Consider the following 13,498-nt stretch of genomic DNA (forward strand, 5'->3'; position numbering starts at 1 on the left):
CCGACGTGACCGCCGCGCCCGTGCGGACCCTGCTGCTCTGGTGCCCGGACTGGCCGGTGCTCGCCGCGGAGATCGTCGACGGGGTGCCGGCCACCGACCCGGTCGCCGTGCTGCACGCCAACCGGGTGGTCGCCTGCTCCGAGCGGGCCCGCGCCGAGGGGGTGCGTCGAGGGCTGCGCAGACGGGAGGCCCAGGGCCGGTGCCCGCAGCTCACCGCCGTCGAGTACGACCCCGGGCGGGACGCCCGGGCGTTCGAACCGGTGGTCGCCGCCGTCGAGGAACTGGTCGCCGGCGTCGAGGTGGTACGCCCTGGCGCGTGCGCGGTGGCGGCCCGTGGGCCGAGCCGCTACCTCGGGGGCGAGGAGGCGGCCGCCGAGCGGATCGTCGAGCACGTCGCCCAGGCCTGCGCGGTGGAGAGCCAGGTCGGCATCGCTGACGGGGTGTTCGCCGCCGGGCTGGCCGCCCGTGACGGACGGGTCGTTCCGCCCGGCGGGACGCCGGAGTTCCTCGCCGACCTGCCGGTCGAGGCGCTCGGCCGCCCGGCCCTGGCCGACCTGCTGCGCCGGCTCGGCGTACGCACCCTGGGCGACTTCGCCGCGCTGCCCGCCGGCGACGTGCTGGCCCGGTTCGGCTTCGACGGTGCGCTGGCCCACCGGTTGGCGGCCGGGCGGGACCACCGTCAGCTCGCGGTCCGGCGACCCCCGGTCGACCTCGCGGTCACCGCCGACCACGACGAGCCGCTCGACCGGGTCGACGCGGCGGCCTTCGCCGCCCGGGCGCTGGCCGAACGGCTGCACGACCGGCTCGCCGCGCACGGGCTGGCCTGCACCCGTCTCGGCATCGAGGCGGTCACCGCGCACGGCCAGGAACTGCACCGGGTCTGGCGGCACGACGGGCTGCTCACCGCCGCGGCCATCGCCGACCGGGTGCGCTGGCAGCTCGACGGCTGGCTGTCCGGCAGCACCGGCCGGGCCGGCACCCGCCCGACCCGCCCGACGGCGGGCATCATCCGGCTGCGGCTGGTCCCGGACGGGGTGGTCGCGCAAGCCGGCCTGCAACCCGGCCTGTGGGGGGAGACCGGCGAGGAGCGGGAGCGGGCGCACCGGGCGTTGAGCCGGGTGCAGGGCATCCTCGGTCCCGAGGCGGTGGTCACCGCGGTGCTCGGTGGCGGGCGCTCGCCGGCGGACCAGGTGCGCCTGGTGCCGTGGGGCGACGAACGCCTGCCGGCCTGGCCCGTCCCGCCGCCGTGGCCGGGCCGACTGCCGCCACCCGCGCCGGCCGTGGTGCTGCCCGACCCGCTCGCCGCGGTCGTGCACGACGCCGCCGGCGAGCCGGTCGAGGTCAGCGCGCGACTCCAGGTCAGCGCCGAGCCGGCCCGACTGACCGTGGGCGCCGCCCGGCCGGTCGAGATCGTCGGCTGGGCGGGTCCGTGGCCGGTCGACGAGCGCTGGTGGGCACCGGCCGAGGCCCGCCGCCGGGCCCGGTTCCAGGTCTGTCTGGCCGACGGTACGGCCCTGCTGCTCGCCGTCGAGGCCGGGCGGTGGCTGGTGGAGGCGATCTATGACTGAGCGCCCGCCCACGGTCACCGACCGACACCCGCCCCGCCCCCGCCGCCCCGCGCGACCCGACGCCCTGCCGGTGCGTCGGCTCGCGCGGGGTGAAGCTGTGCCGGCGTGCCGGTCCGGTCGGTCCGGTGCGCTGCCGGCGCGTCGGCTCGGGCGGGATGAAGCCTTTCCGACGCTGTCGAGCTGCCCCGTTGACAGGACCGCCGGACGCTGGCTTTCGGATCTTGGAGAGTTTCGGCCCCTCCAGGGGCCGAAACTCCCCAAGATCTCTCCGGCTGCTGGCACGGAGGGGCTCTGATGAGCTTCCACAACCCGAAGCTGCCCTGGTCGGAGTTGGAGCGCGTGCTCTCCGGCCGGGAGTCCGGCACCGGCCGGTCGGGTGCGGGTCGGTCGGGTGTGGGCCGAGTGGGTGCGGGCGGGCCGGGGGAGGGGCGGGCCGGCGGGGAGGGCGGTCGGGTGCGCGACCAGCGGCACCTGCACGTGGTCGACCCGTTGGCCGTGGACGCCGACGGCGGCGACTCTCCCGCCTGGAGCCGCAGGCGGGAGCAGTACCAGCCGCCCGAGGTGGCCCGCCCCGACGATGCGGTGCCGTACGCCGAGCTGCACGCGCACACCAACTTCAGCTTCCTCGACGGCGCCAGCCACCCGGAGGAACTGGCCGAGGAGGCGGCCCGGCTGGGCCTCACCGCGCTCGCCGTCACCGACCACGACGGCTTCTACGGGGTGGTGCGCTTCGCCGAGGCGGCCCGCGCGCTGCACCTGCCGACGATCTTCGGCGCCGAGCTCTCCCTGGACCTGCCCGGCCCGCAGAACGGTGAGCCCGACCCGCTCGGGCGGCACCTGCTGCTGCTCGCCCACGGCCACGAGGGGTACGCCCGGCTGGCCTCGATGATCGCCCGCGCCCAGCTGCGCGGCGGGGAGAAGGGCCGCCCGGTCTACGGCGGGCTGGAGGAGATCGCCGCGCAGCTACGCGACCACGTGCTGGTGCTCACCGGCTGCCGCAAGGGGCACGTGCCGTCGGCACTGCTCACCGAGGGGGTGGACGCGGCGGCTCGCGAGCTGGACCGGCTGACCGCCCTGTTCGGCGCGGAGACGGTGGCGGTGGAGCTGACCGACCACGGGCACCCGGTGGACGCCGACCGTAACGACGCGCTCGCCGAGCTGGCGGCGACGGCCGGGCTGCCCACGGTGGCCACCAACAACGTGCACTACGCCACCCCGGGCCGCCGTCGGCTGGCCACCACCGTGGCCGCCGTACGGGCCCGGCGCAGCCTGGACGAGATCGACGGCTGGCTGCCCGCCGCCGGCACCGCCCACCTGCGCGGCGGCGCCGAGATGGCGGCCCGGTTCGCCGCGTACCCCGGCGCGGTGGCCCGGGCCGCCGAGTTCGGCGCCGAGCTGGCCTTCGACCTCCAGCTCGTCGCGCCGCGGCTGCCGGCGTACCCGGTGCCGCCCGGGCACACCGAGATGAGCTGGCTGCGCCACCTGACCCACGCCGGCGCCCGCGAGCGCTACGGCCCGCCCGAGGCGCACCCGAGGGCGTACGCGCAGCTCGAACACGAGCTGAACATGATCGAGGAGCTGGGCTTCCCCGGCTACTTCCTGGTGGTCTACGACATCGTCACGTTCTGCCGTGAGCAGGACATCTACTGCCAGGGTCGGGGCTCGGCGGCCAACTCGGCGGTCTGCTACGCGCTGCGGATCACCAACGTGGACGCCGTCCGGCACCGGCTGCTCTTCGAGCGTTTCCTCGCCCCGGAACGCGACGGCCCGCCGGACATCGACGTCGACATCGAGTCCGACCGCCGGGAGGAGGTGATCCAGCACGTCTACGCCCGCTACGGCCGGGAGCACACCGCGCAGGTCGCCAACGTCATCTCCTATCGGCCCCGCTCGGCGGTGCGCGACGTGGCCAAGGCGTTCGGGTTCTCGCCCGGCCAGCAGGACGCCTGGAGCAAGCAGATCGACCGCTGGGGCTCCGTGGCGTCCGTCGACGTGGCGGACATCCCCGAGCAGGTGGTCGCGTACGCCAACGAGTTGCAGACGTTCCCCCGGCACCTGGGCATCCACTCCGGCGGCATGGTGATCTGCGACCGGCCGGTGATCGAGGTGTGCCCGGTGGAGTGGGGGCGGATGCCGGGCCGCAGCGTGCTCCAGTGGGACAAGGACGACTGCGCCGCCGTCGGCCTGGTCAAGTTCGACCTGCTCGGGCTCGGCATGCTCTCCGCGCTGCACTACGGCTACGACATGATCGGGATGAGCCTGGACCTCGGCGACATGACGCTGGACGACCCCGAGGTCTACGACATGCTCTGCCGGGCCGACTCGGTCGGGGTGTTCCAGGTGGAGAGCCGCGCCCAGATGGCCACCCTGCCCCGGCTGAAGCCCCGCGAGTTCTACGACCTGGTGGTCGAGGTGGCGCTGATCCGGCCCGGCCCGATCCAGGGCGGCTCGGTGCACCCGTACATCCGGCGCAAGAACGGCCAGGAGCCGGTGACCTACCCGCACCCGCTGATGCGCAACGCGCTGGAGAAGACCCTCGGCGTGCCGCTGTTCCAGGAGCAGCTGATGCAGCTCGCCATCGACCTGGCCGGCTTCGACGCGGCGGGGGCCGACCAGCTGCGCCGGGCGATGGGCGCGAAGCGTTCCGCCGAGCGGATGGCCCGCATCGCCGACCGGCTCTACGCGGGGATGGCCGCGCGGGGCATCACCGGCGAACTGGCCGACGACGTCTACCGCAAGCTCTCCGCGTTCGCCAGCTACGGCTTCCCGGAGAGCCACGCGATGAGCTTCGCCTACCTGGTCTACGCCAGCTCCTGGCTCAAGCGCTACCACCCGGGTCCGTTCCTGGCCGCGCTGCTCAACGCCCAGCCGATGGGCTTCTACTCGCCGCAGACGCTTGTCGACGACGCCCGCCGGCACGGGGTGGAGGTGCGCCGGCCGGACATCAACGCCAGCGGCGCCCTGGCGGTGCTGGAGTCCACCCCGCAGACCCGGTGGGGCAGCGCGCCGGGGGAGCCGCCGCACGCCTGGGGGTTGAACGGGCCCGCCGTCCGGCTCGGGCTCTCCGGCGTGCGTACCCTCGGCGACGGGGTGGCCGAGCGGATCGAGGCGGAGCGGGTGGCGCGCGGGCCGTACCGCGACATGCCGGACCTGGCCCGGCGCGTGGGTCTCACCGCCGCGCAGCTGGAGGCGCTGGCCACCGCGGACGCCTTCGCCTGTTTCGGGCTGTCCCGGCGGCAGGCCCTCTGGGCCGCCGGCGCGGCGGCCCAGGACCGGCCGGGCCGGCTGCCGGGCACGGTGACGGGCGCGACCGCGCCCACCCTGCCCGGGATGGAGGCGGTGGAGCGGCTGGTCGCCGACGTGTGGGCGACCGGGTTGTCACCGGAGAGCCACCCGGCCCGCTTCATCCGCCCCCGGCTCGACGCGCTCGGCGCGGTGCCGATCGCCCGGCTCGGCCAGGTGGAGCCGGGGCGGCGCATCCGGGTCGGCGGGATCGTCACCCACCGGCAGCGGCCCGCGACCGCCGGCGGGGTCACCTTCCTCAACCTGGAGGACGAGACGGGGATGCTCAACGTCACCTGCTCTCCGGGCCTGTGGCAGCGCCACCGGCGGGTGGCCCGCACGAGCGCCGCGCTGGTGGTGCGGGGACGGCTGCAGCGGCACGAGGGAGTGATCAACCTCACCGCCGACCGGCTGGACGCCATCGAACCGCCGGTCAGCCCGCCCTCGCGCGACTTCCGCTGACGGCAGTGATCCACATTACGGTTTTCCGCGCCCGATGGAGGGACACTCCAGCTCGCGCGGGCAGAGTGGCCCGCGCGAGCACGAGGGGACAACGATCATGGGAAACAACGAGCGTAGCGGTGGGGTGGCGAACTCCCGGCGGACCCGGCTCGGCGCCGGTTGGACCCCGAGCCACCACACGGAGCCGCGCGAGTACGAGATCGTCGAGGGCCCGGTGGCCAACGCCCTGCGGTCGCGGGCCGAGGACGACGCCGTCACCGGCGAGTCCTGATCTCCCACCCCGGAGCCGGCCGGGCCGCCACAGGTGCGGCTCGGTGCGGCTGGACCGGGTGACTAGGCTCGACCGGGTGGAGCAGACCCCAGGCCGGCTCGCCGGGCCGCCGCTGACCCCCCGTACCGCCGTGATCTGGTCGGTGCTGCGCGCCGAGCTGGAGCGTCGCGCCGGCAGCGCGCTGACCGTGCTCGACGTCGGCGGCGGCACGGGCGGCTTCGCCGTGCCGCTGGCCCAGGCCGGGCACCGGGTCACCGTGGTCGACGCCAGTCCCGACGCGCTCGCCGCGCTGACCCGCCGGGCCTCCGAGGCCGGCGTGGCCGAGCGGGTCCGCGCCGTGCAGGGCGACGGCGACGCGCTCGCCGGCCTGGTCGAGCCGGGCAGCGCCGACCTGGTGCTCTGCCACGCCGTGCTGGAGGTCGTCGACGACCCGGCGGCGGTGGTGGCGGCGTTGGCCGCCGCGCTGCGGCCGGGCGGCGCCGCGAGCGTGCTGGTCGCCGGCCGGGCCGCCGCCGTGCTCGGCCGGGCCGTCAACGGGCACCTGGACGTCGCCGCCGCGCTGGCCGCCGATCCGGCCGGCACCGCCGGCACCCGGGACACCCTGCGTCGCCGCTACGACGCCGACGGCGCCGCCGCGCTGCTCGCCGCCGCCGGGCTCGTGGTCGAGCAGATCCACGGCGTACGCGTGCTCGCCGACCTGCTCCCCGCCGCCGTCGCCGACGGCCAGCCCGCCGCCCTGGTCGAGTTGGAGCGGGCGCTCGCCGCCCGGGCGCCCTGGCGGGACCTCGCCGCCCAGCTGCACCTGTTCGCCCGCCGCCCGTGACCGACCCGCTGGAGATCGTCGGGCCGCGCTACGGCGACGCCAGTCTCGCCGACATCCTGCCCGGCGCGCTCGCCGTGCTCGGCGTGCCCGGCGCCGCCGACCCGCTCGGGCTGGTCACCGCGCTGCCCGGGGTGCGCCGGATCGCGGTGCTGCTCGTCGACGGCCTCGGCTGGCACCAGATCCCGACCGCCGCGCCGTACGCGCCGACCCTGGCGGGGCTGGCCGCGACCGCCGGCCGGCCGCTGACCTGTGGCTTCCCGTCGACCACGCCGACCAGCCTGGTGACCCTGGGCACCGGCGCCGCGCCCGGCGGGCACGGCGTACTCGGCTTCACCGTGCGGGTGCCGGGGACCGACCGGGTGCTCAACCACGTCGAGTGGGCGGCCGACCCGGCGCCGCTGCGCTGGCAGCCCGTCCGTACCCAGCTGGAACGCGCCCGCGCCGCCGGGGTCGCGGTGACCGCGGTGAGTCGGCCGGAGTTCGGCGGCAGCGGGTTGACGCTGGCCGCCAACCGGGGCGGCGACTACCGCGGCGCGGCCGGCGTCGACGCGCTCGCGGAGCGGATGCTCGCCGCCCTGGCCGCCGGGTCGGGGCCCACGCTGGTCTCCGGCTACCACCCCGACCTGGACCGGCACGGCCACCTCACGGGCGTCGACTCGGCGCCCTGGCGGATCGCCGCGGCCGAGGTGGACCGGCTGCTGGCCCGGCTCGTCGACGGGCTGCCGCCCGACGCCGCGCTGCTGGTCACCGCCGACCACGGCCAGCTCGACATCCCGGCCGGACACCGCTTCGACCTGGACACCGACCCCCGGCTGCGCGCCGGGCTGGAGGTGGTCGCCGGGGAACCCCGGGTCCGCTACCTGCACGTCACCCCCGGCGCCCTGGACGACGTGGTGGCCGCCTGGTCGGCGGTGCTCGCAGACGCGGCCCGGGTGCGTACCCGCGACGAGGTGGTGGCCGCCGGCTGGTTCGGCCCGGTGGCGGAGGAACACCTGGCGCGCATCGGCGACGTGGTGGTGATCTGCAACGGCACGTACGCGGTGACCGCCTCCCGCTCCGAGCCGCCGGCGGTCTCCCGGCTGGTGGCGTACCACGGGGCGGACACGGCGGCCGAGATGACGATCCCGCTGCTGGTCGTACGCGGCTGACCGCGCCGGCCCGACCGTGGCGGGTCGCCGGCCCGGGGCGTCCCGTCCGGGCGGGATGTCGCAGGTCCGGGCTAGCCTGCGGGGATGGGCCGCAGCCAGTCGTTGCCCGGGGGCGCCGATCCCCGGTTCGGGCCGGACTCCGACGACTCCGGCTGCCCGATCCTGCACGTCGACATGGACGCCTTCTTCGCCTCGGTGGAGGTCCGCCGCCGGCCGGAGCTGCGCGGTCGGCCCGTCGTGGTCGGCGGGACCGGCCCGCGCGGGGTGGTGAGCTCCGCCAGCTACGAGGCCCGGCGCTACGGCGTACGCAGCGCGATGCCCACCGCGCGGGCCCGGGCGCTCTGCCCGCAGGCGGTCTACCTGCCGCCGGACTTCCCGCAGTACTCGGCGGCCTCCGCCGCGGTGATGCAGATCTTCCGCGACGTCACCCCCCTGGTCGAGCCGCTCTCCCTGGACGAGGCGTTCCTCGACGTGGCCGGCGCCCGGCGGCTCTTCGGCCCGCCCGCCGCCATCGCCCGGCGCATCCGCGAGCGGGTCGCCGCCGAGCAGGGGCTGACCTGTTCGGTCGGCGTCGCCCCGAGCAAGTTCGTGGCCAAGCTCGGCTCAACCCGCGCCAAGCCCGACGGCCTGCTCGTCGTCCCGGCCGCCCGGGTGCTCGACTTCCTGCACCCGCTGCCGGTGTCGGCGCTGTGGGGGGTGGGGGAGCGTTCCACCGAGACGCTGCGGCGGCTGGGCCTGGCCACGATCGGCGATCTCGCCGAGGCGCCGGTCGGCATGCTGCGCAAGGCGCTCGGCGAGGCGTCCGCCGCCCACCTGCACGAGCTTGCCTGGGGGCGCGACCCGCGCCGGGTCAGTCCCGAGCAGGCGGAGAAGTCGATCGGCGCCGAGGTGACCTTCGACGTCGACGTCACCGACCCGCTGGAGATCCGCCGGGCGCTGCTCGCCCTCGCCGAGAAGGTGGGCATCCGGCTGCGTCGGGCCGGGCAGGTCGGGCGCACCGTGTCGCTCAAGGTGCGACTGGCCGACTTCCGCACCGTCAGCCGCTCCCGCACGGCGGGCGTGCCGACCGACGTCGCCAGGGAGATCTTCGACACCGTGTGGGCGCTCTACACCGTGCTCGACCCGGGTGAGCCCGTCCGTCTGGTCGGCGTACGGGTCGAGGGGCTCGCCGCCGCGCGGGAGACTCCGCGACAGCTGACCCTCGGCGCGCCCGAGCGGGGGTGGCGGGAGGCGGAGGCCGCAGCCGACGCCGCGGCTGCCCGTTTCGGGCGGTCCGTCATAGGTCCGGCCAGTCTGCTCGGGGCCCGCGAGGGGCGACGAAATGAAAATCCACCCCGGCCGTAGGTCGTCCCGCTTTCCGACGCGCGAGGGCCCTCGTAGACTTGCGGGTAAGCAGCCGGTTGGCTGCCACGGTCTGTCGGCCCGACCGGGCCGACCAACGTGACCGGGGAGGAGTGCCGTGCCGCTCTCGGAGCACGAGCAGCGGCTGTTCGAGCAGATCGAGCGGTCGCTTGCCGAGGACCCCAAATTCGCCTCGGCCGTGCGCGCCAGCGATCCGCGCTTCCACGCGCGGCGTCGCCTGCTCGTCGCTGCCGGCGTGATGATCGCTGGGCTGGCCCTGTTGGTCTACGGCGCGGTGATCAAGACTCCGCCGCTGGCAGTGGCGGGTTTCGTCGTCATGCTGGCCTCGGCCGCGTTCGCGGTGCAGTCGCACCGTCGGGCGCAGTCACCGGACCTGCACGTCGTGGGCGGGACGACGAGTCGTCGTCGCCCCCGCGGTCGTTCGGGTCGTCGGCCCTCGATCCTGGATCGGATGGAGGACCGGTGGCGGCAGCGCCCGGAGGGGCACCGCTGAGCCCGACCCGCCCCTGAGGCGGGCCGCGCGACGACCAGTCGCCCGCCGGGACGCCCCGGCGGCAACCGACGATTCCGCACGCCCTCCGGGCGTGCGTCCTCGTATGTCCCGATGTCCGGCGTCCGGCCGGCCACCGCCCGCCCCTGATCCCCGTCGGCCCTGACGGCTGCTCCGTCGATTGTCGGCCCCGGCGGCTCCGTCGGGCCGGCACCCGGGCATCCGGTTTCACGACGCCAGTCCCGCGAACGCGACGGGCCGGTGGGGGCGATGCCCCTACCGGCCCGTTCGTCTGTCGATCTTCGTCCGTCGGTCAGCGGGCCATGCGGCCGGCCATCAGGCGACGTGGGTTCCAGCGCAGCAACCGGTGCCGGGCCCGACCGCCCGCCGCCACCAGCCGGGACGACGCCTCGGCCGTGCCCGTGCGCCAGCGCAACAGCACCGACGGCGGCAGCACCGCCGCCACCAGGCGGGTACGCCGGTCGGCCTGCGCGGCGAGCGCGGCGCGTACGGCGCGCAGGGCCGGCAGGAGTTGCTCGCCGGTCAGCGGATCGCGGGCGTAGCGGGCACGTTCCTCGGCGCGGCCGAGCAGGCGTACCGCCGTGGTCGCCCCCGCGTCGGCGGTGAGCGCCTCCCGGGACAGCCGGTCGGCGGTCGCCCGGGGGGTCTCCGTCCGGTCCACCCGGACCCGGTAGTCCACCAGCGTGTCCAGCAGTTCGTCCCAGGCGGCGTGCGCGTCCGCCCGTGCCCGCTCCGCGTCCGCCACCACCACCATGCGTCGCCCGTCCGCGGGCGCCTCGCCGGCGGCCCCGGGGCGCACCGCCGTCGCGGCCGGTTTCGCCGGGCCGCTGCGCTTGCGGCGCAGGGCCGTGCGGCGCAGCGCCGGCAGGGCGAGCAGAGCGAGCAGGGCCAGCGCCGCCGCGGCGGCGTACCAGGGCCAGACCGGGCCCTGGTCGGTCGGGGCCGCGCCGTTGATGGCCAGGCCGGAGTCGATGTCCTCCTCGGGGCCCTCCGGCCCCGTCGGGCCGGCCGACGGGTCGACGCCACCGGGGGCACTCGACGGGCCGGAAGTCGGCGTCTCCTCCTCCGGGGCGTCGATGTCCGGCGCCCAGGCCGACCGGGTCGAACCCTGCACGCCGTACGCCGGGGTGGGGTCGAAGGGCACCCAACCGACCTCGTTGAAGTAGACCTCCGTCCAGGCGTGCAGGTTCCGGTTGGTCAGGGTGTACGTGCCGTCGCCGGAGTTGCTGCCGTTGGCGAAGCCGAACGCCACCCGGGCCGGGACGCCGGCGGCCCGGACCAGCCACGTCATCGCGGCGGCGTACTGCTGGCAGAAGCCGACCTTGTTGTCGAGGAAGTCGACGATCTCCCGCCCGCTGGTGCCGCCCTTGGTGCTCAGCGAGTAGGTGAAGCCGTTGTCCGCGGAGAAGTGGTCGTAGATCGCGCGGACCTTGTCGTACTCGGTGTCCTTGCCCCGCACCAGGGTGGAGACCAACTCCTCGACCTCGGGCACCGGCGGCGGCGCGGGATGCAGGCGCCGTACGGCGTGGTCGGCCGGCAGCGGCTGGGACCGGCGCAGGGCGGCCGGCGTGTACGTCGAGCGCACGTAGTCGAACGCGTAGCGCTTCTCGCGGGAGTTGTCCCGGTGGGAGAAGACCACCTGGAGGCTGGGGTCGTACGCCCAGTTGCCGTTGAGGTCCTCGGCGCGCACTGGTTCGGTGTAGACCGGCAGCAGCGGCATGGTGAGGTTCTTCGTCACCTCGACCGTGGCCCGGTACGTCCGCTGCTCGACCCCCTTCGCGGACGGCGCCGGCAGGTCCGAGACGGGGCGGCCCGCGGGGGTGCCCTCCCGGAAGCCGGTCGACGTGAGCTTGTCGGCCACGCCGAAGCGCAGGTAGAACGGGCTGGGCTCGTTCGTGGTGACCTTGACCAGGTCGGCGACCTCCGACTGGTTGAGCTGCCCGCTCAACGCCGCGAACAGGTCGATCCGGCCGGTGCCGCCCTGCCCGGGGCGCCCGTTGCCGCTGCCGTTGCCCGAACCGCCCAGCGTGTCCAGCAGCCCGCCCGTCATCCCCGGTACGGCCAGCGGCAGCACCACGGCCAGTGCGACACCCACCGCCGCCAGCCGTCGGCCGGCGGCGGCCAGCGGCGAGGCCTCCCAGACGTCGACGTCGCGCCCGTCGCCGGTGAACCGCCGGCCGAACCGGCGGACCCGGTCGACGTTGTCGGTCACCAGCAGCCAGAGGAACCCGGCAGCGCCGACGACGAACGGCACCGCCGGGACGCTGTCCACGTAGACCGCGACGGGCACCGAGTAGATCGCCAGCATCGGCAGGCCGGCCAGCGCCGGCCGGCGCAGCCCGACGGCGAGCACGTCGACCACCGCGGCCACCCCGCCGATCCCGAGCACCGTGACGAACAGCAGCGGGTCGGTGTCGGGAACCTTGACGCCGTACGAGCGCATGTCCTCCAGCGAGCCGTCGAGCAGTTCGCCGAAGTGCGTGAAGGTCGACGGGGTGGGCACGATGCCCAGCAGTTCGGTGCCGCCGGGGAAGAGCCAGGTCAGGGCCAGCGTCAGGCCGGCCAGCATGCCCAGCGCCTGGCCCCAGAGCGGGACCCGCGCCAGCCGGGCGAGCGCGGCCACGGCGGCGACCACGGCCACCGCGATCGTCGCCTGGATCAGCCATGTCCAGCGTTCGAAGATGGCCGACAGCGGCGCGGCGGCGAGCAGCGTCGCCGCGGCGGCCACGAAGCCCAGGTTCCGGTGGGCGATCATGAGGGGACCCTTCCGTTCATCGCATGCCGCCGGCCACCGTCTCGGCCATGGCCGCCCGCAGCGCGAAGCCCTGCGAGCCGCGGGCCGCCTGCGGCCACAGCGCGGGCAACTGCGTGCCGTGGTCGACACCGATGACCCGCCAACCGCTCTGCAACATGGCCAGCGCGGCGGCGCCGTGGGCGTGGTCGGCCTCGGCCCGGGCCTTGGTGGGCAGGTTGAGCCAGGTGGAGCTGTCGAGCAGGAAACCGACGCAGGTGGCGCCGTTGCCCCGCAGCCCGGCCAGCAGTTCGGCCTCGGCCGTGCTCACGGAGCCGAACAGGCCGATGATCAGGCCGCCGTCCGCCCGTTGCCGGACCCGCTGCACCAGCGTGGTCAGCTCGCCGAACTTGTCGAGCCGGACCTCGGCGAGGTGGTCGAGGAGCACCCCGTCGCCGGCCGCCTCGGACGCGTCCACGTCCGCGCCGGAACCGGTGACCAGACGCAGCTTGTAGCCGGCCTGCCGCAGGTGCACCGCGATGCTGGCCGCGGCGGAGACCGCCCACTCGAAGGAGGCCGTCGGCCCGTCGCCGCGGTGGCCGTACGCGCGGGTGTCCAGCACGACGGTGGCGCGGCTCTCCCAGGGCTGCTCCTCCCGGCGCACCATCAGCTCGCCGGTGCGCGCGGTGGACTTCCAGTGCACCCGGCGCAGGTCGTCGCCCACCCGGTACTCCCGGGTGGCGGCGTCGTCCTCGCCGTGCACCGCCACCGAGCGGGCCCGGCTGTCGCCGCTGCCGGCGTACTCGCCGGGCAGGCGCACCGAGGGCAGCAGGGTGACCTGCGGGATGACGGTCAGGTGATCGGTGCTCGGGAAGGCGCGGCTCAGCTCGCACAACCCGAACGGGTCGGTCATCCGGACCACCAGCGGGCCCACCTCGTAGCGGCCACGCACGTCGGCGCGCACCGTGTAGGCCACCGAGCTGGCCTGGTGGGCGCCGAGGCGCTCCAGCACCACCCGGGGCCGGCTGCCCAGCGCGTACGGCAGCCGGTCCTCCAGCAGCAGGGTGCCGGTGGGCAGGCGGGACATGTTCTGCAACCGCAGCACCACCCGGGAGCTGGCCCCGACGGGCACCCGGTGCGGGTCCAGCGACCGGTTGCAGGCCAGCTTGTAGCGGCTGCGCCCGACGTAGGCCGCGGCGAGCAGCGGCAGGATGGCCAGCAGCACGGCCACCCGGAGCAGGTCCTTCTCGCCGAGGATGCCGGCCGAGACCGCCGCCGCGACCGCGGCCGCCAGGAACGAACGGCCGCGGGTGGTCAGCCCGCGCAGCCCGTCGCGCACG

Annotated in this window: 9 protein-coding genes; 7 read left to right on the top strand and 2 right to left on the bottom strand. The window is 75.8% G+C overall.

All coding sequences use genetic code 11. The features are described 5' to 3' along the window. Nucleotides 1–5 precede the first annotated feature (5 nt). From DER29_RS27370 to DER29_RS27395, 7 genes are all read left to right on the top strand, one after another. The gene (locus DER29_RS27370) at nucleotides 6–1,568 is read left to right on the top strand and encodes a DNA polymerase Y family protein (protein WP_121400527.1); all 1,563 of its coding nucleotides are present in this window, start codon (nucleotides 6–8) and stop codon (nucleotides 1,566–1,568) included. 294 nt (nucleotides 1,569–1,862) lie between these two features. Beyond that, nucleotides 1,863–5,312: an error-prone DNA polymerase gene (locus DER29_RS27375; protein WP_121400528.1), complete on the top strand. Its 3,450-nt coding sequence runs from the start codon at nucleotides 1,863–1,865 to the stop codon at nucleotides 5,310–5,312. A 97-nt stretch (nucleotides 5,313–5,409) separates the two neighbouring features. Further along, nucleotides 5,410–5,583 (top strand): hypothetical protein, encoded by a 174-nt coding sequence (locus tag DER29_RS34730; protein WP_199729568.1) that lies wholly within the window; start codon nucleotides 5,410–5,412, stop codon nucleotides 5,581–5,583. Nucleotides 5,584–5,641: 58 nt separating this feature from the next. Beyond that, the gene (locus DER29_RS27380; protein WP_121400917.1) at nucleotides 5,642–6,406 is read left to right on the top strand and encodes a bifunctional 2-polyprenyl-6-hydroxyphenol methylase/3-demethylubiquinol 3-O-methyltransferase UbiG; all 765 of its coding nucleotides are present in this window, start codon (nucleotides 5,642–5,644) and stop codon (nucleotides 6,404–6,406) included. Further along, nucleotides 6,358–7,554 (top strand): alkaline phosphatase family protein, encoded by a 1,197-nt coding sequence (locus DER29_RS27385; protein ID WP_121400529.1) that lies wholly within the window; start codon nucleotides 6,358–6,360, stop codon nucleotides 7,552–7,554. The genes DER29_RS27380 and DER29_RS27385 overlap by 49 nt, the downstream gene beginning before the upstream one ends. An 84-nt stretch (nucleotides 7,555–7,638) precedes the next feature. Further along, nucleotides 7,639–8,898 (top strand): DNA polymerase IV, encoded by a 1,260-nt coding sequence (locus DER29_RS27390; protein ID WP_121400530.1) that lies wholly within the window; start codon nucleotides 7,639–7,641, stop codon nucleotides 8,896–8,898. A 115-nt stretch (nucleotides 8,899–9,013) separates the two neighbouring features. After that, on the top strand, nucleotides 9,014–9,409 hold the full coding sequence (locus tag DER29_RS27395; RefSeq protein ID WP_121400531.1) for a DUF3040 domain-containing protein: 396 nt from the start codon (nucleotides 9,014–9,016) through the stop codon (nucleotides 9,407–9,409). A 310-nt stretch (nucleotides 9,410–9,719) separates the two neighbouring features. Here the strand turns inward: DER29_RS27395 and DER29_RS27400 are convergent, their stop codons facing one another. Together DER29_RS27400 and DER29_RS27405 are read right to left on the bottom strand one after the other, a co-directional pair. After that, nucleotides 9,720–12,182, bottom strand: coding sequence for a DUF3488 and transglutaminase-like domain-containing protein (locus DER29_RS27400; protein ID WP_121400532.1), 2,463 nt, complete (start codon nucleotides 12,180–12,182; stop codon nucleotides 9,720–9,722). A gap of 16 nt (nucleotides 12,183–12,198) precedes the next feature. Then, nucleotides 12,199–13,497 (bottom strand): DUF58 domain-containing protein, encoded by a 1,299-nt coding sequence (locus DER29_RS27405; protein WP_121400533.1) that lies wholly within the window; start codon nucleotides 13,495–13,497, stop codon nucleotides 12,199–12,201. Between the last annotated feature and the right edge of the window lies 1 nt (nucleotide 13,498).

The organism is Micromonospora sp. M71_S20 (assembly GCF_003664255.1).
Lineage (GTDB): Bacteria > Actinomycetota > Actinomycetes > Mycobacteriales > Micromonosporaceae > Micromonospora.